Source organism: Alistipes sp. An66, from assembly GCF_002161445.1.
In the GTDB taxonomy this organism is placed as follows: Bacteria; Bacteroidota; Bacteroidia; order Bacteroidales; family Rikenellaceae; genus Alistipes; species Alistipes cottocaccae.
Genome location: NZ_NFHT01000006.1, coordinates 1 through 21,175 on the forward strand (window position 1 = coordinate 1; position 21,175 = coordinate 21,175).

The following is a 21,175-nucleotide window of genomic DNA, read 5'->3' on the forward strand; positions in this document are numbered from 1 at the left end:
AACACAAAAAGAAGAACAACACGCCGCGGCGTGTTGTTCTGAAACCAAGAATCGCTATATTTGCATATCTGAAGAATCTGAAGGCACCTCCCCAGACACACTTTTTGAAACACTACCAGGAGTTTAGGTATTTTATGATAAAAATGCTATCAAATTTTAAGTAAGAATCTAATCTATTTTCTTCATTAGATTTCAAATTGGGAACAATTCCAATATTCAAACTGATAATTTACCACATAATTGCTATTTTTGCACTATAGAAAATGTTCTTTGGATTTATGCAAAATCGAGCGATTTAGAGAATATTACTCGTCTCCAAATCGTCACCTGTCGGGAGGTTGATTCTTGTAAATATCTTATATTCAGTGGGTATTTATAAAGTAAATGCCTTGCAACGTGAGTCGAAAGATTCTTGCGGATGCCGCAGATGTCGGCCAGCTCCTTCAAGTAGGAGTTCATCTTCTGGTTGCTGCATACGGGGAGCAGCACTCCGTGCGTCTGGCAGTAGGGGTGATCCTTGTAACGGTCGATAATCTTTTGTGCCTCGTCCAGCAGCGGAATGTTGCACATGTTCTTGGTCTTCTGTCTCGGCCTGCGAATCCAGATTTTACCGTGGATGTCCGCCACCAGATGCTCGGGTTTGAGTTGTTGTACGTCCATAAAGGCCAGTCCCGTCAGACAGCAAAAACAGAAGATGTCGCGAACTTGCGCCAGTCGGGTAATGGTGATCTCCTTGTTAAGTATGGTTTTCAACTCCTGTTTTTCGAGAAACTCGCGTTCGACCGGTTCGAAATGGAAATGGATTTGGGCAAAGGGGTCCTTCTTCATCCATCCCTTTGCTAACGCAATACGAATAATCTTCTTGAAGTTCAGCAGGTACTTGGTGGTCGTGTTGTGGCAGCACCGCCGAACAACTCTGAGGTAGAAATCATAATCCTCGACGAACTGGTGCGTAATCTCATCCAGATAACAGTCTTCCTTTTTGTAGGTCGTGCGCAGGAATGCCTCGGTCAGCCGCAGCGAGGTTTCGTAGCGTATTACTGTTCCCGGAGCGAGGCTGATTCCCGACAGCGCCCTGCACTTTTCGTTGTGGGCGCGGAAGACCTCCATCAGCGTATGACGGTCCGACTGCTCCTTGCCCAGATAGCGGTTCAGAATGATTTGGGCGGATACTTCTTTCTTGTCGAGTTCGAGGTCCCTTTGAATCCGCAGAATGTTGGCGGAAATGGCGTCCAGGTATAGGTTCAAATCCTTTCCGCCGCGGCATTTTTCGTTGGCTTTTCCTTTTTCCGAGTTCCAGGCGTGCGGTTCGATAAACCGCTTGATAGAAGCGTCCGCGCGTTCTCCATTGATTGTCAGACGCATAAATACGGGAGCCTCACCTCTTTTGTTGAGTTTGTCCCGACGAATGTAAAACAACAGTCCGAATGTTGTCCTTTCCATAAGTACACCGAATTAAGGGTTACAAAATTAGTTTCCCAAGTGTCTCATGTCAAGAGGAAAACCTCTGCAAACAGGTGCAAACCAATTCGTTACGAGCAATTCGGTGTACTTTTTCGGCCCGAAAAAAAGTACACCGAATAGGCCACAGGTAATCCGCTTTTCGATGCCTTTTTCTGCATTTCGGCCAAAATAAAAATCCCTGTAAATTCGTGATTTACAGGGATTTGCAATCTTTTGCGTTGTTTCTTGGTGGAGAATACGAGATTCGAACTCGTGACCTCTTGCATGCCATGCAAGCGCTCTAGCCAGCTGAGCTAATCCCCCGGTTTGTGGGTGCAAATATAGAAGGAAAAATCGATTCTTCCAAATTCGGACGCTAAAAAAAGAGACCTCCGAAGCAAAAAGCCTCGGAGCTCTCTTTTCATGCGCCGGAATGCATTCCCCGACAAGGTGCCTTCTGGACCGTTCGTCCCGCAAAAGGGTTACTCCACCTCCCAGGTGGCACCCGAACGCAGCAGGTCGTCCACGCACTGAATCTTGCTCGACGCCTTGACCTCCTCGACCTGACGCTCCACGGCCCGGTCGTAGACGGCATCGTCCTCCACGGCGCGGATCACGCCCAGCGCCACCGGATAGTCCGGATACTTCATCGCGGCCAACATCGTGTGCAGCGTCGTGTCGCGCTCGTGGGCATCGTGCGTCAGCACGTCGTCCAGCGTGTAGCCGTCCTGTCCGACGGTTACGACTTTGAGCTTCATGTTCTCGAAGACCAGACCCTTCTCGCGGTTGGCCCCGAAGAGCATCTTCTCGCCGTGACGCAGCACGACCGTGTGCTCGGCGCGCGTAGCCTTGTCTCCGGCGTAGGCGGCGTGGGTCTTGTCGTTGAATATCACGCAGTTCTGCAATGCCTCGACCACCGACATGCCCTTGTGCTTGGCGGCTTCGACGAGACACTCCTTCGTCAACTGCACCTCCATGTCGACCGTGCGGGCGAAGAACGTGCCTTTGGCGCCGATGACCAGCTCGCCCGGGTTGAACGGCTTCTCGACCGTTCCGTAGGGCGACGTCTTGGTGATCTTGCCCAGCTTCGACGTGGGGGAGTACTGTCCTTTGGTGAGTCCGTAGATCTCGTTGTTGAAGAGGATGACGTTGAGGTCGACGTTGCGGCGGATGGCGTGGATGAAGTGGTTTCCGCCGATGGCCAGCGAGTCGCCGTCGCCGGTCGTCACCCACACCGAGAGCCGGGGGTTGGCGGTCTTGACGCCCGTGGCGACGGCCGTGGCACGACCGTGCACGGAGTGGAAGCCGAAGGTCTTCATGTAGTAGATGAAGCGCGACGAGCAGCCGATACCCGACACGAAGGTGAAGAGATTGTGGGGGGTGTCGAGAGCGTCGGCGATTTCGGGCAGGGCGCGCTGCACGGCATTGAGGATGGCGTGGTCGCCGCAACCGGGGCACCAGCGTACCTCCTGATCGCTTTTGAAATCCGCGGGGGTGTATTTGTAGTCAGCCATGGCGTTATTTCAGTAAGGATTCGAATTTTTCTTTCAGCTCGACCACCGTGAAGGGCTGGCCTTCGCACTTGTTGTACTGCTCGTATTGGAACTCCTGGAAGTTCTGGCGGAGGTAGTTTGCGAACTGTCCTTCGTTGAGTTCGCAGACGACGATGCGGCGGAAGCGGGCGAAGATCTCGCGTACGCCGTGCGGCAGGGGGTTGATGTAGTTGAAGTGGCAGAGCGAGACCTTGTGACCTTCGCGGCGCATCTCGTCGACGGCATTTTGGAGGTGTCCGCGGGTGCCGCCCCATCCGACGACGAGCAGATCGCCTTCGGGATCGCCCCAGACCGTCTGTGCCGGAATGTCGTCGACGGCGCGTGCAACCTTCTCGGCACGCGTGCGGACCATCTTCTGGTGGTTTGCCGGGTCGTGGGAGATACTGCCCTTGACGGCATCCTTTTCGAGGCCGCCGACGCGGTGTTCCAAGCCCACTTTTCCGGGGAATGCCCATCCGCGTGCGAGCTTCTCGTTGCGCACGTAGGGCATGAATCCGCCTTCGGGGGCCTTGTCGACGATCGGCGGGCAGATCGTCGGGTAGTCCTTCATCGCGGGAATGCGCCAGGGCTCCGAGCCGTTGGCGATGAACCCGTCGGAGAGCAGCACCACGGGGGTCATGTGCTCCATGGCGAGGCGTCCGGCCTCGAATGCGAAGTGGAAGCAGTCGCTGGGCGACGATGCGGCGAGGACGATCACCGGACACTCTCCGTTTCGTCCGTAGAGGGCCTGTGCGAGGTCGCTCTGCTCGGTTTTGGTGGGCAGACCCGTCGAGGGACCTCCGCGCTGTACGTCGACGACGACTAACGGCAGCTCGGTCATCACGGCCAGCCCGAGGGCTTCGCTTTTGAGCGAGAGACCCGGTCCGGAGGTGGTCGTCACGGCGAAGTTTCCGGCGAATGCGGCGCCGATGGCGGTGCAGATTCCGGCGATTTCGTCTTCGGCCTGCACGGTCTTCACGCCGAGGTCCTTGCGTTTGGCCAACTCTTCGAGGATGACCGTCGCGGGGGTGATGGGGTACGAACCGCAGAAGAGGGGCAGCCCGGCCTTTTCGGCGGCGGCGCAGAGCCCCCATGCCGTGGCGACGTTTCCGCTGATCGAGCGGTAGGTTCCCTTCTCACGCGGCGCCGGAGCCACGGTGTAGTTGTTGGCGAACTGGTGGGTATTGGCGGCGTAGTTGTACCCGGCCTTGATGGCGAGCTTGTTGGCTTCGGCCACGGCGGGGTTCTTCCTGGCGAATTTCGTATCGAGGTAGCGGACGGCATACTCCTCCGGGCGGTCGAAGAGCCAGAAGCAGATGCCCAGTGCGAACATGTTCTTGCACTTCGTGACGGCCTTGTTGTCGAGTCCGGTCTCTTTGAGGGCCTCGCGGGTCATGGAGGTGATGTCGGGGACGACGACGTTGTACTCGTCGAGTTTGAGCTCGGCCAGCGGGTCGAGGGTGGCGAATCCGGCCTTTTTGAGGTGCTCCTCGGTGATCGAGTCGCCGTCGATGATGACCGTAGCGCCGGGTTTGAGCCATTTGCGGTTGGCTTTCAGCGCCGCGGGGTTCATGGCCACGAGCACGTCGCAATAGTCTCCGGGGTTGAGTTCGCGGTGGTCGCCGAAGTGGACCTGGAAACCGGAAACACCGGCGACGGTGCCCTGCGGGGCGCGGATTTCGGCGGGGTAGTCGGGGAATGTGGAGATTCCGTTCCCGAGCAGAGCCGAGGTGTCGGAGAAGAGCGTACCGGTGAGTTGCATGCCGTCGCCCGAATCGCCGGAGAAACGGATGACCACATCCTGCAACGCCCTCGCTTTGGTCTGTTCCATGATTGGGGTATGTTTAGGTGAGACTGATAGACAACGTTTCGACAAATATATAAAATAAATTGGCACGACGGTCGGGGAAAGTGCGTTTTTTAATAATTTCCATTCGTTTTTCGGCGGCTTCGGGATAATAATTTGATTATGAATCGTGAATTTTCGAGGCTTTCAGGTGTTTTATTGTTATCGAAACCGGTGTTTTTGGCTTTGGATCGGAATGTGGACGAATTATTAAATTTTTTCGAGAATCCGGCTCTGCGTGATGCGGAACATGGCTTTCCCGTCGGTTGTGCCAGCCCGCCGCACTTTCCTCGCACCCGACAACGGAAAAGGCTGTCTCCCCAAAAGGAGACAGCCTTTTTCGATTTCGGGCTGCGGCCTCTTACGGCCCCCCCCCGATTACTGCGGCTGCTTGCCGATGTAGGCCAGAATACCGCCGTCGACGTAGAGGATGTGGCCGTTGACGAAGTCCGAAGCCTCCGAAGCGAGGAACACGGCCGGACCCATCAGGTCTTCGGGCGTACCCCAGCGGGCTGCGGGCGTCTTGGCTACGATGAACGAATCGAACGGATGGCGCGAACCGTCGGGTTGACGCTCGCGCAGCGGTGCGGTCTGCGGCGTGGCGATGTAGCCCGGGCCGATGCCGTTGCACTGGATGTTGTACTCGCCGTACTCCGAGGCGATGTTGCGGGTCAGCATTTTCAGACCGCCCTTCGCTGCGGCGTAGGCCGATACGGTCTCACGACCCAGCTCGGACATCATCGAGCAGATGTTGATGATCTTGCCGCGGCCCTTCTTGATCATCGAGGGGATGACGGCCTTCGAGACGATGAACGGACCGTTGAGGTCGATGTCGATCACCTGACGGAAGTCCTTGGCGCTCATCTCGACCATCGGGATGCGCTTGATGATGCCGGCATTGTTCACGAGGATGTCGATCACGCCGACCTCCTTTTCGATCTGTGCGACCATGGCGTTGACCTGCTCCTCGTTGGTGACGTCACAGACATATCCTTTGGCGTCGATGCCCTCCTCCTTGTAGGCGGCGAGACCTTTGTCGACGAGTTCCTGTTTGATGTCGTTGAAGACGATCTTGGCGCCCTGGCGTGCGAATGCGGTGGCCAGTGCGAATCCGATTCCGTAGGAGGCACCCGTTACGAGGGCTACCTTGCCTTCCAGTGAAAAGTTTACCATGTTTTGAATAGGTATTAGTGGTTGTGTTATTTCAGATCGGTAATTTTCGAAAAATCCTGGTCGCCGTAGTCGAGGTTCTCACCGCCCATACCCCAGATGAAGGTGTAGTTGTGGGTGGCAGCGGCGCTGTGGATCGACCACTCGGGCGAGAGGACGGCCTGATCGCCCTTCATCCAGATGTGACGGGTCTCGTCGACCTGACCCATGAGGTGGCAGACGGCGTGCTCTTCGGGGACTTCGAAATAGAAGTAGGCCTCCATGCGGCGCGAGTGCACGTGTGCGGGCATGGTGTTCCAGACGCTGCCCGTGAGCAGTTCGGTCATACCCATCTGCAACTGGCAGGTCGGCAGTACCTGATTGACGATCATCTTGTTGATGTTGCGGTCGTTGGATCCTTCGAGCGAACCCATGTGGGCGACTACGGCGTCGGCTTTGGTGACCTTCTTGTCGGGGTAGGAGCAGTGGGCCGTCGTGGAGTTGAAGTAGAATTTCGCGGGGTTCTTGGGATCCTTGCTGGCGAAGGTGACCTCACGGTCTCCGGCACCGAGATAGAGCGCCTCCTTGTAGTCGAGGTCGAAAGCCTTGTCGCCGGAGGTGACGACGCCGGGTCCTCCGACGTTGAAGATACCCAGCTCGCGGCGGGTCAGGAAGTAGGGGGCTTTCAGCGGGTCGATGGCTTCGAGGCGGAGGGTTTCGTTGACGGGCATGGCACCGCCGACGATCATGCGGTCGTACATCGAGTAGACCATGTTGACCTCGTCGGCCGCGAAGACCTTCTCGACGAGGAAGTCGCGGCGCAGGCGCGCCGTGTCGTAATGCTTGGCATCCTCGGGATGCGCAGCGTAGCGGATTTCGTAATTGGTTTTCATGAAAAGTATTGAATTTTAATATATTGTGTCATTTGCCGATCGAATTGAGCCGCCCTTTTGAAATTGGCTGACCAATTCTCACTCCTGCAAAGATAATAAAAATTCGGGAATAGATGGTACGGATGCGGGAAAATATTTGCAGGGCGGGCGGAACTCACCGGATGGAGTTCATGCGGATGCTGGCCTTGACGAGTGCGATGGCGCGGATGCGTGCGATTTCGACCTCCTTGTCGGCGTGGTGGGGGTTCTGGCTGACGAGCTTCACGAATCCGGGGCGGTCGGATTTCTGGATGTATTTCACGGTGATGTACTCTTCGCCGTCGATGTCGATCGAGAGCAGGTACATGTCGCCCCAGAAGATGTCGTCGATGTTTTGGAGCTGCTTGTAGAGGACGATGTCGCCGCTTTTGAGCAGCGGGTACATCGAGTCGCCGACGATGTAGATGGCGCCGTCGCACTTCGGGAGGTTGGGGATGTGGATGAAGTTGACGGGCTTCATGCGGGCCTGATCGGTGAACAGGGGCACGAGTCCGGCCGTACCCTCGATGGAGTAGAGCGGCACGCTTTGCAGGGGCAGGGAGTTGTCGGTTCGGTGCATGTAAGCGGTCAGGTCGGGTTCGGCGTTGAACATGTTGCCGACGCCGGATTCGAGCCACTCGGGATTGACGTTCAATTCCTGAACCAGGATGTTGCGGTTGCGGGCCGAGAGCCCGGCCTTCCCGGTCTCAATCATCGAGAGGGCGGCCTTACCGATGCCAAGATGTTGAGCCAGTTGCTCTTGGGTCATGCCCAGCTGCTTGCGTATCAGTTTTACCCGTTCGTTCATGGCTTTCGATCAAAAAAATTTATATAAAATATTTGAACTTTCTTGTACAAAATACAAATTTTGAACTTATCTTTGTGCAGCAAAGTTAAACAATTTGTTTTTCTTTTGCAAAAGAAATCAGCAAAAAACATTCGTTATCAATGATGTATTCGGTATCAACGGAGCTTTACCAGGAGGTGGCGGCGCGTCTTGCGGAGGCCATCGGCTCGGGGAGTTACTATTCGGGGACGCTTGCGTTCGAGTATGGCGATGTGGAGTGCCGCCTGACGGCCTCGGTGATCGTCTACCGCGAGCGGGTGCGCTATCCCGAAGGGGATCGGGACGAGGTTGCGGATCTGGTTCCGGTCTGGTGGGAGTTCCACACCGCGGACGAGGCGGGGGAGTTCCTGAACGACTTTTCGTTTTCCGAGCTGCGGTCGTTGCTCTGACCGCTTTCGGGTTGCGGCCCCGTCTCGGCCGCCCCACGGCTTCGGATCCTCCTTTCCGGGCGCGGCGCCGCCCTCCGGAGCCCCTCATTCAGTTCCCACAGGCCGGGAGCCCGCCCGTCGCGGCGCCGCCAGCACCGGGTTTCCGGCCCGAATGACAAACCACACATGGTCAAAACAGACAAAACGGTCTCTGCGGGGGTATCTCCCGCAGAGATTTTCGTACCCGACATCGGCGAACTGGCCTTTCCGTCCACGCCGCCGCCCCCGCCCCCGTTTTCGGAGTTTGCCCTCGGGGTCTATCCGTTTCTCGAACTGCAACCCTTCCACCGGGTCTACTACCGCGTGTTGGAGGCCTTTGCCGCGGGGCGCATCCGGCGTCTGATCGTGACGATGCCGCCGCAGCACGGCAAGAGCGTCGGAGCGACGACCCTGCTGCCGGCCTACCTGCTGGGGCTGGATCCCGACCTGCGGGTGGCGATCGCCTCCTATTCGGGGTCGCTGGCCTCGAAGTTCAACCGCCGGGTGCAGCGCATCCTCGACTCGCGCGAATACGGCGCCTTCTTTCCGGAGACCTGCATCAAGCAGGGGACCAAGCCGCCGGGTTACATCCGCACGTCGGAAGAGGTCGAGATCATCGGCCGCCGGGGCGGTCTGCTGTCGGTCGGTCGCGAGGGTTCGCTGACGGGCAACCGCGTGGACTGCTTCATTCTGGACGACTTATATAAAGATGCGCTTGAAGCCAATTCGCCGCTCATCCGGGCGAACTGCTGGGAGTGGTACACCTCGGTGGTGCGGACGCGGATGCACAACGCCTCGCGCGAGCTGATCGTCTTCACGCGGTGGCACGAGGAGGACCTGATCGGGACCCTGCTGCGCCGCGAGCCGGTCGAGGAACTTCGTGCGTGGGCGCAGTTGGATGCTCCGCTGGCGGAGGGGTGGCTGCACCTGAACTTCGAGGCGTTGAAGAGTTCGCCGCCCACGGAGCTCGATCCGCGTCAGCCGGGCGAGGCGCTGTGGGAGGCGCAGCAGGGTGCGACGCTGCTGGCGGCCAAGCGGCGGCTGGACCCCGTGCAGTTCGAGGCGATGTACCAGGGGCGCCCGACCGTCCGCGAGGGGCTGCTCTACGGGTTGAACTTTGCGGAGTACGACGAGCTTCCGCGCGAGATCGTCCGCCGGGCCAACTACACCGATACAGCCGACACGGGCGACGACTACCTCTGCTCGATCTCCTATGCGGTGGATGCCGACGGGCTGGTCTACATCGTTGATGCGGTCTACTCGCGGGCGCCGATGGAGGAGACCGAACCGCTGGTGGGGGATCTGCTCGTGCGGTCGGGGGTGCGTCAGGCCTTCATCGAGAGCAACAACGGCGGCCGGGGCTTTGCCCGGGCGGTGCAGGCGCTGGCGCGGGACGTGCGGGTGGAGTGGTTCCACCAGAGCGGCAACAAGGAGGCGCGGATCCTCTCGAATGCCGCCACGGCGCTGCATCTGGTGCGGTGGCCGCGGGGCTGGAACCTGCGCTGGCCGGACCTCTACGCGCACCTGACGACCTACCGGCGGCGGTTCCGGGCAAACCGCTGGCACGATGCGGCGGACGTGGTGACGGGGATCGTCGAGCGGGAGTTCTCCGACCGGAGCCGCAAACGGCTGCGGGGCGTGCGCTTCGCATGAGGGGTGGAGTGCGGCACGGGCATGCGCATTCCGCCGGCCGTCACCCGGATGCGGCCGTCACCCGGATGGGTCCGTTTTCCGGGCGCCTTCCCGCTTTTTCCCGTTCCGACCCGTATCTCTTTTTTCAGCTCTTTCCGCCCGTCGCTGCTCCCACCCTGCATGAAAAACGCCCGATCCTCGGCCGAGGATCGGGCGTTTCCCGTGTGCGGGGCTCCGGACGTTTACACCTCCGGGATCGTGTAGGTCAGCACGAGCTTGGCGGGCTGTGCATTTTCGTGATTCTCGATCATCAGCCGGCAGCGGGTGTTCACTGCGATCTTCGTCGGGTAGAAGACGAGGAGCGAATTGTCCGACTCGATGTCGATCGAGGGAATCAGACTCACGCCCTGATCGGTCGTAACGTCGAACGTAGGCAGGCTGTTGCGGGCCCCCGTGGAGTTGATGTATTCGATTTTCGAGAGGGTTTTGCCGTCCACGGCCGGGAACTCGATGTAGGCACCCTCCTTGCTGAAATAGAGCGCCTTGTTGGGCTCCTCGAGGTTTGCACCTTCATAGGAGGACTGGTCGTTCCAGAAGAATTTGCCGTTGTTGGTGTTTCCGCCTTCGGCGTAGATGGCATACATCCGGCCGTCGATCGTGTACTCGTGGCGGCCATAGAGGGCGTCGGCCGATTTCGAGGGCAGGGCGGGGTCGGTGATGTCGGGTCCCAGTGCGAAGTCGAGGGTGATGACCACGGTTTCCGGCAGCGGTTCGGGCGTGTTGCCCTCCTGGCTGACGGTGACGGTGACAGGCGTTGCGACCTCTTCGGCCGTGACGGTGATCTGCCCGAGCTGACGGGCTTCGGAGTCGTCGTTGGCGGCCGCGGCCTTCACGAGGATCGTGGCGTTTCCGGAGCCTTCGCTCGGCGAGAAGGTGAAGCCTTCGCCGGTCGAGGTGGCGGTCCAGGCCGCGTCGGTGGTGACGGTGACGGAGGCGGAAGCCCCGGTGGCGGCACCCAGCGTGAGCTTCTCGGGGGTGACGGTCAGCGTCGTCGACGGATTGCCGCCGTTGCCGCCGTTGCCGCCTTCCGGGTTGCCGTCGTTGTTGTCGTCGCTGCTGCATGCAGGGGCGAGCATCAGGAGGAGTGCGGCCAGCAGAGCCGTCAGGGCCCTCCCTGCCAATCGGAAGGATTTCATATTCATAATAGTTTGAAAGTTAGGTGTTTCATAGGTCTTCGAGACGTGCCACGGGCGAGACGTCGAGCGACGAGAACTCGCCCTGCTGGTAGCGGTAGTATCCGGCCATGGCGATCATGGCGGCGTTGTCGGTCGTGAACTTGAACTCCGGGAGGAAGGTTCTCCATCCGCGGCGGCGCCCCGCCTCGACGATGCCGTTGCGCAGTCCGGAGTTGGCCGAGACGCCGCCGGCGATGGCGATGTCGCGGATGCCGGTCTCCTTCGAGGCGCGGGTCAGCTTGTCGAGCAGGATCTCGACGATCGTCGCCTGCAACGAGGCGCAGAGGTCGGCCTTGTGGTGTTCGATGAAATCGGGGTCCTGGGCCACGGCGTCGCGCAGCGTGTAGAGGAACGAGGTTTTCAGTCCCGAGAACGAGTAGTCGTACCCGTCGACGCGGGGGCGTGCGAAGTGGAATGCCCTGGGGTCGCCCTCCTTGGCCAGCCGGTCGATTACGGGGCCGCCCGGGTAGGGGAGTCCCATAACCTTGGCGCACTTGTCGAAGGCTTCGCCGGCGGCGTCGTCGATCGTCGTGCCGATGATCTGCATTTCGAGCGGGGAGTCCACGCGCACGATCTGGGTGTGCCCGCCGCTGACGAGCAGGCACAGGAACGGAAAGTCGGGATGGGGCAGCGTACGGTCCGGGAGGTCGATGAAGTGGGAGAGAATGTGCCCCTGGAGGTGGTTGACCTCGACCATCGGGATGTTGCGGGCGATGGAGAGCCCCTTGGTGAACGACACGCCCACCAGAAGCGACCCGACGAGCCCGGGTCCGCGCGTGAAGGCGATGGCGTCGATGTCGGAGGCCGTCAGGCCGGCGTCGTGCAGCGCCGTGTCCACGACGGGGATGATGTTCTGCTGGTGGGCGCGGGAGGCCAGTTCGGGGATCACGCCGCCGTACTTGATGTGCACGGCCTGCGAGGCGATGACGTTCGACAGCAGGACGTGGTTGCGCAGCACGGCCGCCGAGGTGTCGTCGCACGAGGATTCGATGCCGAGAATTGTAATATCCATCGGGTTTTTCGCTGTTATTTTAACTATTTTCGCTAACTTTGCAGGTTATAACGCACGTTGTAACGGTGCTCCGATGCGCAAAGGTATAAAAATATTGGGAATGGTGTTCTCGGCGACGGTGTTGTTGCTGATAATTCTTCCCTTGGCCGGGTCGCTGCTGCTCGACATTCCCGCCGTGCAGAACTTCGTGGTGCACAAGGCTGCGGAGATCGTGTCGCGGCGTCTGGAAACCACCGTTTCGATCGACCGGGTGGACATCGGGCTCTTCTCGAAGATCCGCGTGCAGGGCTTCTATGTCGAGGATTACCAGCGCGATACGCTGCTCTACGTGGGTCATCTGGACGCCTACGTCACCCGCTTCGGCATCCTGGGCGGCGGGCTGACGTTCAGCCGCGGGGCGATCTCCGACGCCCGGCTCTACCTGCGGCAGACGCCCTCCGGGGAGATGAACATCAAACAGTTGGTGGACCGCATCTCGAATCCCGACCGCGAACGGAAGGGAAACTTCCGGCTGTCGCTGAAAAACGCCTCGATCGAGAACATGGACCTTTGTCTGGAACGCCTCGACCGCCGCGATCCGGAGTTCGGCATCGACTTCTCGCACATGCACCTCTACGGCCTGACGGCCTTCGTCGAGGACTTCACCATCGACGGCCAGGCCATCTACACCTCGATCGAACGCCTTTCGGCCCGTGAGCGGAGCGGTTTCGAACTCGACCGCCTCTCGGGCCGTTTCTACATGACGCAGGGCTGCCTCGGGTTCCAGAACACGGAGATCGTCACGCGCCACTCCACGCTCCGCATCCCCTACATCGCGCTGGTCGGCAACTCGTGGGCCGAATACCGGGATTTCCTCGGCGAGGTGCAGATCGCCGCGTCGTTGCGCGGTTCGCGGCTCGCGACCGACGACATCGCGTGGTTCGCCCCCCGTCTGCGGGATTGGCACGTGGTGTTCAGCGACATGGATCTCGAAGTCGAGGGCCGGGTCTCCGACTTCACGGGCCGGATCCGCAGCTTGCAGATCGGCGACGGTACGTCGATCGAGGCGACGGTCTCGCTGCGGGGGCTTCCCGATATCCGGAAGACGCATTTCGAACTGGACATCCCGCACCTTCGTACCTCGGCCGAGGCGGCCGACGGTCTGGTCCGCAGCATTACGGGGCGCGCACTGCCGCCGCAGCGTGTTGCAATGCTGAATAATGCCGGGCGGATGGATCTCGAAGCCCGCTTTACGGGCACGCTCTCGTCGTTCGACATGCGGTTGGGCGCGGCGACCGGGGTGGGCGACGTGTCGTGCCGCCTGGCCGTGGCTCCGCTGCGCGACGGTACGCAAAGCATCCGCGGCGGGGTCGATACCCGCGGCTTCCGGCTGGGCGAACTGCTCGACCGGCGGGATCTGCTGGGTGAGGCCTCGCTCTCGGTCCGGATCGACGGCATGATCGGCCGGGGCATCGCCGATGCCAACATCGTGGGAAGCATTACCGACCTGGGATTCAACGGCTACGTCTACGATTCGCTGCGGCTCGACGGCCGCCTGCGCAACCGGGAGTTCGACGGACAGATCACCGCCCGGGACCCCAACCTCGGGTTCGACTTCTTCGGCATGGTGGATCTCAACGATTCGATCCCGCGTTACGACTTTACGCTGAATCTGGACCACGCCGATCTGGCCCGTCTGCATGTCAACCGGCGGGATTCGGTGTCGCAGCTTTCGTGCTTCGTCACGGCCCGGGGTCAGGGCCGGAGCCTCGACGACCTGAACGGTCAGATCCGGATCAACGACGCCCGCTACCGATACAACGACAAGGAGATCGCCGCCTCGGAGATCACCGTGCGGGGCGAGAACTCCGCGGAGAGCAAACTCGTTGAACTGCGGTCGGACTTCGCCGATGCGACGTTCCGCTCGAAGACCAGCTACCGCACCGTCTTCGAGTACCTGCGGCGCAGCGCGTGGCGCTACCTGCCGATCCTCGGGCGCGCCGATCCGGGACTGGATTCGCTGGAACGCAAGAGGGCCGTGGCGAACGACTATTCGCTGCTGTCGGTCCGCATCCGCAACATCAATCCGATCGCCGATGCGGTGACCGAAGGATTGCAGATCGCCGACGGTTCGTCGATGCAGCTGCTCTTCAATCCGGCCAGCGACCAGCTGTCGCTCAAACTCGCGTCGGAGTACATCGAACGGCGGCGGATGCTGGCCACACGCCTCTCGGTCAACGCCTCGAACCGGGGCGACTCGCTGGCCGTGTACGCTTCGGCCGAGGACCTCTATGCGGGGTTCCTGCACCTTCCGCGGCTGTCGCTCACGGGCGGCGCCAAACAGGGGCGCGTGCAGGTGTCGGCCGGATTCACCGATACGGCGCGCCGCGTGTCGGGCCTGGTTGGATTCCGCGCCGGCGTGGCGGACGAAAACGGTCCCAACGGCCGCGTCGTGGAGTTGCGGATCCAGCCTTCGCACATCACCCGCGGGGAGAAGACCTGGCAGATTTTCTCGCGTAAGATCCTCCTCGATACGGCGCGTGTGGAGATCAACCGCTTCACGGTGATGAACGACGACCAGCAGCTGTTGCTCGACGGCGTGGCGTCGCGCAACCGGAGCGATTCGCTGACGCTGACGCTGCACAACTTCGACCTGTCGCCGCTGATGCAGGTCGCCGAGCGCATGGGATATTACATCGAGGGGCGCACGAACGGCTCGGCGACGATGAAGTCCGTGATGCGGGGTGCGGAGGTTACGGCCGACATTCTGCTCGACAGCGTTGCGGTGAACGATATTCCGGCCCCTCCGATGCGGCTTACCTCGCGCTGGGACTTCGCCCGCAACCGGGCCGGCGTGACGGTCAGCGACCGGACGAAACGCGACACGCTGATCCGCGGCTTCTATGCCCCGAACCGCAACCGCTACTATGCGCGGATGGCGGTCGACAGCCTCGACATGGCTCTACTGGACCCGCTGCTTTCGGGCGTGATCTCCTCGACGGGGGGCGTTGCTTCGGCGGATCTCGTCTTGCAGGGTCAGGGTCGTGCGGCGGATCTCGGGGGGGCGATCCGGGTGCGGGACCTGCGCACGACGGTCGACTACACGCGCGTGAGCTACTCGATGCCCGAAGCGACGCTTGTCGTGCGGAACAACCGTTTCCAGGCCTCCGACGTTGCGATCTTCGACCCGCAGGGCAACCGGGGTCGCTTCGATCTGGACCTGAACCTGCAACACCTGTCGAACATCACCTACGACGTGCACGTGGTACCGCAGCAGATGCTCGTGCTGCATACGACGTCGGAGGACAACAACCTCTTCTACGGCGAGGTTTATGCCACGGGCATGGCGCGCATTTCGGGCGGCAAGGGGGCCGTGAAGATGGAGATTGCGGCCTCGACGGACGGGGATTCGCGCTTCGTGATGCCGCTGTCGAGCAAGTCGAACATCTCGAATGCCGATTTCGTGGTCTTCGTGCAGCCGGAGAAGACCGATTCGCTGGATGACGTGGCGCGGCGGAAACTCTCGTTCGAGCGGCGCCGGCGTCCGGAGTCCGCGGTCGGCAACCGGATGACCATCGACATGGCGCTGGATATCCGTCCCGACGTGGAGGTGGAGCTTGACGTGGCGGGCAATACGGTCCGCGGCCGCGGTGCCGGGGCGCTGAACCTGCAGATCAACCCGCGCGACAACGTCTTCATGATCAACGGCGACTATACGATCGAGGAGGGAACCTTCCTGCTCTCGCTGCAACAGATCATCAACAAACGCTTCACGATCGAGAGCGGTTCGTCGATCCAGTGGACGGGATCGCCGATGAACGCCCTGCTGGACATCGACGCGGTGTACAAGGTGAAGGCGTCGCTGCAACCGCTGTTGCAGGGGACGTCGGAGAACCTCGGCGGGGACCGTTCGGTTCCGGTGGAGTGCGTGATCCACCTCGGGGACTTCCTTTCGAATCCGAGCATCGGTTTCGACGTGCGGGTTCCGGGTTCGGATCCCGAGACGGCGGCCGTGGTGGCCAGTGCGCTGTCGACCCCGGAGACGGTCGACACGCAGTTCCTCTACCTGCTGCTGTTCAACAGTTTCATGTCGGAGAGCACGTCGCAGGATACGTCGAACATCGGCAGTTCGGTGTCGGCGGCCACGGGACTGGAATTCGTCTCGAACATGGTGAGCAACTGGCTTTCGTCGTCGGACTACAACGTGGTGATCCGCTACCGTCCGAAGTCGGAGCTGACGAGCGACGAGGTGGATTTCGGCCTTTCGAAGAGTCTGATCAACAACCGGCTCTTCGTGGAGGTCGAGGGCAACTACCTGATCGACAACAAGCAGGTGGTGAATACGAACAGCACGATGTCGAACTTCATGGGCGAAGCCTACATCACCTACCTGATCGACCGGGCGGGTGCGTTGAAGTTGAAGGCCTTCACGCAGACGATCGACCGTTTCGACGAGAACCAGGGTTTGCAGGAGACCGGCATCGGCATCTATTTCAAGGAGGATTTCGACAACCTGCGGGATCTGCGCAACCGGATCCGGGACCGCTTCACGAACAAGCGGCGCAAGGCGCGGCGCATGGCGCGGCGGACGGCCCGGGAGGCGGAGCGTGCGGAGTCCGCGGCGCGGGAGGCGGCGGAGAAGGCGGCCCGGGAAGCGTCGGCGGCAGGTTCGACGACGCCGTTCGGGGTGGTTGAGGAGCCGCCTTCCGAGGAAGCGGCGGCGGGCGATGTCCCGACATCGGGGCGCGACGCCAAAGAGACGAAACACGGAAAGAACAATTCATAATAAATAGAAAACACTAAAAATCACAAAAGACGTTATGACAACATTTTTGCAGGCTGCCGAAGCGGTGGCCGTCAGTGAGGAGACCCGGATGGGCTTGTGGACGCTGTTTACCAAGGGAGGCTGGCTGATGTGGCCGCTGCTGGCGCTGGGCGGGGTGACGATCTTCATCTTCGTGGAGCGCTTTCTGGCCATCCGTCGGGCGTCGGTGCTGGACATGAACTTCATGAACCGCATCCGCGACTACATCTCCGACGGGAAGATCGCCACGGCGGTGAACCTCTGCAAGAAGACCGACACGCCGATTGCGCGGATGATCGAGAAGGGCATCGAGCGCATCGGACGCCCGATGAGCGACGTGCAGACGGCCATCGAGAATGTGGCGAACCTCGAAGTCTCGAAGTTGGAGAACGGTCTTCCGTTCCTGGCGACGATTGCCGGCGGCGCGCCGATGCTGGGCTTCCTCGGTACGGTGCTCGGTATGGTGCAGACCTTCATGGACATGTCGGCGGCGGGCGGTACGGTCGACCTGGCGCTGCTGGCCAGCGGTATGTATGTGGCGATGGTGACGACCGTCGGGGGTCTGATCGTCGGCATCCCGGCCTACTTCGGCTACAACTACCTGGTGGCACGTATCGAGAAGCTCGTCTTCCAGATGGAGGCCAACTCGATCGCCTTCATGGACATCCTGAATCAACCCGTTCAAAAATAGCGCGCTATGGCAATCAAACACGGATCGAAGGTCGAGAAGTCGTTCTCGGCGTCGTCGATGACCGACCTGATGTTCCTGCTGCTGCTGTTCCTCCTGATCGCCACGACGCTGATCAACCCCAACGCCCTGAAACTGATGCTTCCGAAGAGCTCGAACCAGTTGAAGGAGAAGGCGATGACGACGGTCTCGGTGCAGGATACGGGCGGCGGCAGGTACCGCTACTACGTGGAGTTGCAGGACGTGGGTTCGATCGAGGGCGTGGAGCGGGCGTTGAAGACGCGGCTCGACGGCCAGAAGGACGCCACCGTGTCGCTGCACTGCGACAAGACGGTGGCCGTCGACGAGGTGGTCAAGGTGATGAACATCGCCAAGGACAACAACTACAAACTGATATTGGCGACCACGCCGCGGTAGTCGGATGCGGTTGCAGGCCGGTCCTCTGTCCTGACGGGCGGCGGCCGGGCTGCAAGCCTGACCCGCTCCCGGAATCCCCTCCCCGGAGGTGACCGGGTGTTGCTTCGCGGCGGGACGGGCCTCCGGCTGTCGGTAAAACGATGCTTATGTATTATTATGACCCTGATAACAGATCACCCCGCCGCTGGGCGGTGATTGCGGCGGCAGCCTACGGCGTGCTGCTCGCGGGGTCGTTCGCCTTGGTGACGTTCGACTTCGCGCCGGCGCTGGAAAAACCGGGCGACACGATCCTCGTGGACTTCACGGAGCCGCCGGTGGCGGAGCCTCCGAAGCCGCCGGTGAAGGTGGCCACGGAGCCGCGCGTGCACGACGAGGCGGCGCCGGTGGAGCAGGTGGCACAGGCCGCCGGCAAGGACGAGGTGACGCAGACGCCCAACCCCAAGGCGCTGTTCAAGATGAACCGGGGCGGAGCGGACGAACCCGACAACGCCGGGAACCCGCGGGCTCCGGAGGGTGAGGACAAGGCCTCGGGCACGGGGCCCGGGCTGAATCCCGACGGGCTGGACCAGCTGGACAAGGGGTTGCAGGGCCGCGGTCTGGTGGGCGACCTCCCGCGTCCGGCCTATCCGGGCGGGAAGAGCGGCAAGGTGGTGATCCGCGTGACGGTGGATGCCCGGGGACACGTGACGGGGGCCTCCTACGAGCCGAAGGGCTCCACGACGGATGCCCCGGAACTGATTGCGGCGGCGCGTGCCGCGGCCCTGAAAGCGCGTTTCACGGAGAGCCGTGCGGCGGTGCAGGGCGGAACGATCACCTATGTTTTCAAATTGAATTAACGGTTTCGGTAGGATGAAAAAAATCGTGACGGCGTTGTTCGCGGGCCTGCTTTTTGCGGGGAACTGTGCCGCAGGGCCCGGCAGGGGCGTGAAGGGTGCGGCTCCGGCCCCGGACGGGTCGGGCGCTCACCTGCGTTTGGAAGAGACGTCGTGGAATTTCGGCGACGTGCCGCGCCGCGGCGGGGATCTGGTCCACGAGTTCCGGTTCGTGAACGACGGGACGAAACCGCTGGTGCTGGTTCGCGTCGTGACGTCGTGTTCGTGCATCCGGACGTCGTTCTCGAAGCGGCCCGTGGCGCCGGCCGATTCGGGTGTGATCCGCGTCGTCTACGAACCGCACAAGAGCGAACCGGGCGCCTTCAACAAGGTGATCCAGATCTATTCGAACTCGGTCGACGAACGGGATCTTCTCACCGTGCAGGGCAACTCCCTCGACGGGGAGGAACCCCGGAAGGTGCGGACCGAACGCGAAAAAGTAAAGAAACGCTGAAAAATTGTTGATATGACCCTTCTTTTTTCCCATGCGACGGTGCTGCCGATGACGGATTCCGGGCCGCGGAGTTTTGCGGGCTGGGTGGGAGTCGTCGGGAACCGGGTGGCGCTGGTCACCGCTTCGGAGCATGACGCCGCGGAGTTCCGGGCTTCGCATCCGGATCTTCGCGAAATCGACTGCCGCGGACGTCTCGTCATGCCGGGGCTGGTGAATACCCACTGCCACGCGGCGATGACGCTCCAACGCAGCTATGCCGACGATATTCCGCTCATGACGTGGCTCAACGACTATATCTGGCCCTTCGAGTCGCGGCAGACGCCCGACGAGGTGGCGCTGGGCATGACGCTCGGGATCGTCGAGATGCTGCTGGGCGGCGTGACGTCGTTCGTCGACATGTACTATTTCGAGGATCGCTGCGTGGAGGTCGCCGAACGGATGGGAATCCGTGCCGTGCTGGGCTGCAACTACTTCGACTCGAACATCGGGGAGGTCCTTCCGCAGGTCGAGGAGGCGGTCCGCCTGTGTGAGGCGGGAAGCGGGCGTGTGCGGGTCGCCGTGGCGCCCCATTCGCCCTATACGGTCTCGCCGGAGAACCTCGTGCGGGGCAAGGAGCTGGCCGACCGCTACGGGCTCGGACTGATGACCCATATTGCCGAGACGCGCGACGAGATCCGCATCGTGCGCGAGCGTTACGGCTGTACACCGGTCGAGCACCTCGATTCGCTGGGGCTTCTGGACCGGCGCTGCATCGGGGCGCACTGCATCCATGTTACGGACTCCGACATCGGGACGCTGGCGGCGCGGGGCGTGACGATCTCGCACAACCCGCAGAGCAACATGAAGATTTCGAGCGGCGTGGCACCGGTGGAGCAGATGCGCCGGGCGGGTGCGCTGGTGACGGTGGCCACGGACGGCACCTGCTCGAACAACGATCTGGACCTGTGGGAGGAGCTGCGCACGGCGGCCTTTCTGCAAAAGTCGGCCACGGGCGATCCGACGGCGCTTCCGGCCTGGGAGGCGCTGCGCATGGCGACGGCCAACGGCGCCCGGGCGATGGGATGTGCCGACGGCGAACTGGGCGTGCTGCGCGAGGGAGCGTTGGCGGACCTGATCGTCGTGGATCTCCAAAAGCCGCATCTGCAACCGATCCACGACGTGGTTTCGAACCTGGTTTACTGCGGGAAGGCCTCGGATGTCGATACGGTGATGGTCGACGGCCGGATCGTCGTCGAGAATCGCCGGATCGAAGGGGTGGACCTGCCGGCGCTCTATGCCGGGGCGGCCGAAGCGGTGCGCCGGATCACGACGGCCGGGTAAGGGCCTTCGGAGAACCGGCCGGATCGGGGCGGCCGGATGATGCTTCGGCATTGGTTTTGTGGAAGAAACAAGTTGTTAATCTTACGAATTATGGAATATCAGGTAACTTTCGGCGGCAAGCCCGTGCGGCTTGTCGGCCGGCATTGCGAAGTGGGGGAGAAAGCCCCCTCGTTCACGCTCGTCGACGGATCGCTGCAATGCGTGCCGTCGGAGCGTTTCTACGGCAAGGTGCGTATTTACAGTGTTTTCCCGTCGGTCGACACGCCGGTCTGCTCGTTGCAGAACATCCGTTTCAACCGGGAGGCCGCCCGGTTGGGCGACGATGTGGTCGTGCTGTCGGTATCGGTGGACCTGCCCTTTGCGCAGAAGCGTTTCTGCGCCGCGGAGGGCATCGACCGGGTGTACGTCCTGTCGGACTACCGCGAGCTGGATTTCGGGTTGAAATACGGCTTCGTGCTGGAAGGCTACCGGCTGTTGGCCCGCGGCGTGGTGGTCGTGGACCGCGACGATACGGTGCGTTACGTGGAGTATGTCCCGGAGGTTTCGCACGAACCCGACTATGAGCAGGTTTTGCATGTGGTGCGGGGCCTGGTGAGGTGAGGCGTCCCGCGGGACCATGATAAAAGG

Annotated in this window: 17 protein-coding genes and 1 tRNA gene; 9 read left to right on the forward strand and 9 right to left on the reverse strand. The window is 61.2% G+C overall.

What is annotated here, in order from left to right; all coding sequences use genetic code 11:
- Positions 1-276 precede the first annotated feature (276 nt).
- From B5G16_RS05675 to B5G16_RS05705, 7 genes are all read right to left on the reverse strand, one after another.
- The gene (locus tag B5G16_RS05675) at positions 277-1,443 is read right to left on the reverse strand and encodes a site-specific integrase (RefSeq protein ID WP_087262115.1); all 1,167 of its coding nucleotides are present in this window, start codon (positions 1,441-1,443) and stop codon (positions 277-279) included.
- Between the two features lie 247 nt (positions 1,444-1,690).
- A tRNA-Ala gene (locus B5G16_RS05680) sits at positions 1,691-1,767 on the reverse strand.
- 158 nt (positions 1,768-1,925) lie between these two features.
- The gene (locus B5G16_RS05685) at positions 1,926-2,957 is read right to left on the reverse strand and encodes a 2-oxoacid:ferredoxin oxidoreductase subunit beta (protein ID WP_087262117.1); all 1,032 of its coding nucleotides are present in this window, start codon (positions 2,955-2,957) and stop codon (positions 1,926-1,928) included.
- A 4-nt stretch (positions 2,958-2,961) separates the two neighbouring features.
- On the reverse strand, positions 2,962-4,806 hold the full coding sequence (locus B5G16_RS05690; protein WP_087262119.1) for a 2-oxoacid:acceptor oxidoreductase subunit alpha: 1,845 nt from the start codon (positions 4,804-4,806) through the stop codon (positions 2,962-2,964).
- 393 nt (positions 4,807-5,199) lie between these two features.
- A complete protein-coding gene (locus tag B5G16_RS05695) occupies positions 5,200-5,994 on the reverse strand; it encodes a gluconate 5-dehydrogenase (RefSeq protein WP_087262121.1) in 795 nt (264 codons plus the stop codon).
- A gap of 26 nt (positions 5,995-6,020) precedes the next feature.
- Positions 6,021-6,863 (reverse strand): 5-dehydro-4-deoxy-D-glucuronate isomerase, encoded by an 843-nt coding sequence (gene kduI / locus B5G16_RS05700; protein ID WP_087262123.1) that lies wholly within the window; start codon positions 6,861-6,863, stop codon positions 6,021-6,023.
- Positions 6,864-7,017: 154 nt separating this feature from the next.
- Positions 7,018-7,689, reverse strand: a complete 672-nt coding sequence (locus tag B5G16_RS05705; protein ID WP_087262124.1) for a LexA family transcriptional regulator — start codon at positions 7,687-7,689, stop codon at positions 7,018-7,020.
- 140 nt (positions 7,690-7,829) lie between these two features.
- Between B5G16_RS05705 and B5G16_RS05710 the strand changes: the two genes are divergently transcribed.
- The gene (locus B5G16_RS05710) at positions 7,830-8,117 is read left to right on the forward strand and encodes a hypothetical protein (protein ID WP_087262127.1); all 288 of its coding nucleotides are present in this window, start codon (positions 7,830-7,832) and stop codon (positions 8,115-8,117) included.
- Between the two features lie 165 nt (positions 8,118-8,282).
- Positions 8,283-9,788, forward strand: coding sequence for a phage terminase large subunit (gene terL, locus B5G16_RS05715; protein WP_087262129.1), 1,506 nt, complete (start codon positions 8,283-8,285; stop codon positions 9,786-9,788).
- Between the two features lie 221 nt (positions 9,789-10,009).
- Here terL and B5G16_RS05720 read toward each other — a convergent pair whose 3' ends face one another.
- A complete protein-coding gene (locus B5G16_RS05720) occupies positions 10,010-10,963 on the reverse strand; it encodes a BACON domain-containing protein (RefSeq protein WP_143260838.1) in 954 nt (317 codons plus the stop codon).
- A gap of 28 nt (positions 10,964-10,991) precedes the next feature.
- Positions 10,992-12,014, reverse strand: coding sequence for a tRNA (adenosine(37)-N6)-threonylcarbamoyltransferase complex transferase subunit TsaD (gene tsaD / locus B5G16_RS05725; RefSeq protein ID WP_087262133.1), 1,023 nt, complete (start codon positions 12,012-12,014; stop codon positions 10,992-10,994).
- A gap of 73 nt (positions 12,015-12,087) precedes the next feature.
- Between tsaD and B5G16_RS05730 the strand changes: the two genes are divergently transcribed.
- From B5G16_RS05730 to tpx, 7 genes are all read left to right on the forward strand, one after another.
- Positions 12,088-16,779, forward strand: coding sequence for a translocation/assembly module TamB domain-containing protein (locus B5G16_RS05730; RefSeq protein WP_087262135.1), 4,692 nt, complete (start codon positions 12,088-12,090; stop codon positions 16,777-16,779).
- Positions 16,780-16,813: 34 nt separating this feature from the next.
- Complete coding sequence (locus B5G16_RS05735) at positions 16,814-17,488, forward strand: MotA/TolQ/ExbB proton channel family protein (RefSeq protein ID WP_087262137.1); 675 nt, start codon at positions 16,814-16,816, stop codon at positions 17,486-17,488.
- Positions 17,489-17,494: 6 nt separating this feature from the next.
- Positions 17,495-17,902 (forward strand): ExbD/TolR family protein, encoded by a 408-nt coding sequence (locus B5G16_RS05740; RefSeq protein ID WP_087262139.1) that lies wholly within the window; start codon positions 17,495-17,497, stop codon positions 17,900-17,902.
- Between the two features lie 146 nt (positions 17,903-18,048).
- Positions 18,049-18,738: a TonB family protein gene (locus tag B5G16_RS05745; RefSeq protein ID WP_204228030.1), complete on the forward strand. Its 690-nt coding sequence runs from the start codon at positions 18,049-18,051 to the stop codon at positions 18,736-18,738.
- Positions 18,739-18,751: 13 nt separating this feature from the next.
- On the forward strand, positions 18,752-19,228 hold the full coding sequence (locus tag B5G16_RS05750; RefSeq protein WP_087262143.1) for a DUF1573 domain-containing protein: 477 nt from the start codon (positions 18,752-18,754) through the stop codon (positions 19,226-19,228).
- A gap of 12 nt (positions 19,229-19,240) precedes the next feature.
- Positions 19,241-20,548 carry an amidohydrolase gene (locus tag B5G16_RS05755; RefSeq protein WP_087262145.1) on the forward strand — a complete coding sequence of 436 codons (1,308 nt, stop codon included), beginning with the start codon at positions 19,241-19,243 and terminating at the stop codon, positions 20,546-20,548.
- 90 nt (positions 20,549-20,638) lie between these two features.
- Entirely contained in the window at positions 20,639-21,148 is a 510-nt protein-coding gene (tpx, locus tag B5G16_RS05760) for a thiol peroxidase (protein ID WP_087262147.1), read from the forward strand.
- The last annotated feature ends 27 nt before the right edge of the window (positions 21,149-21,175 follow it).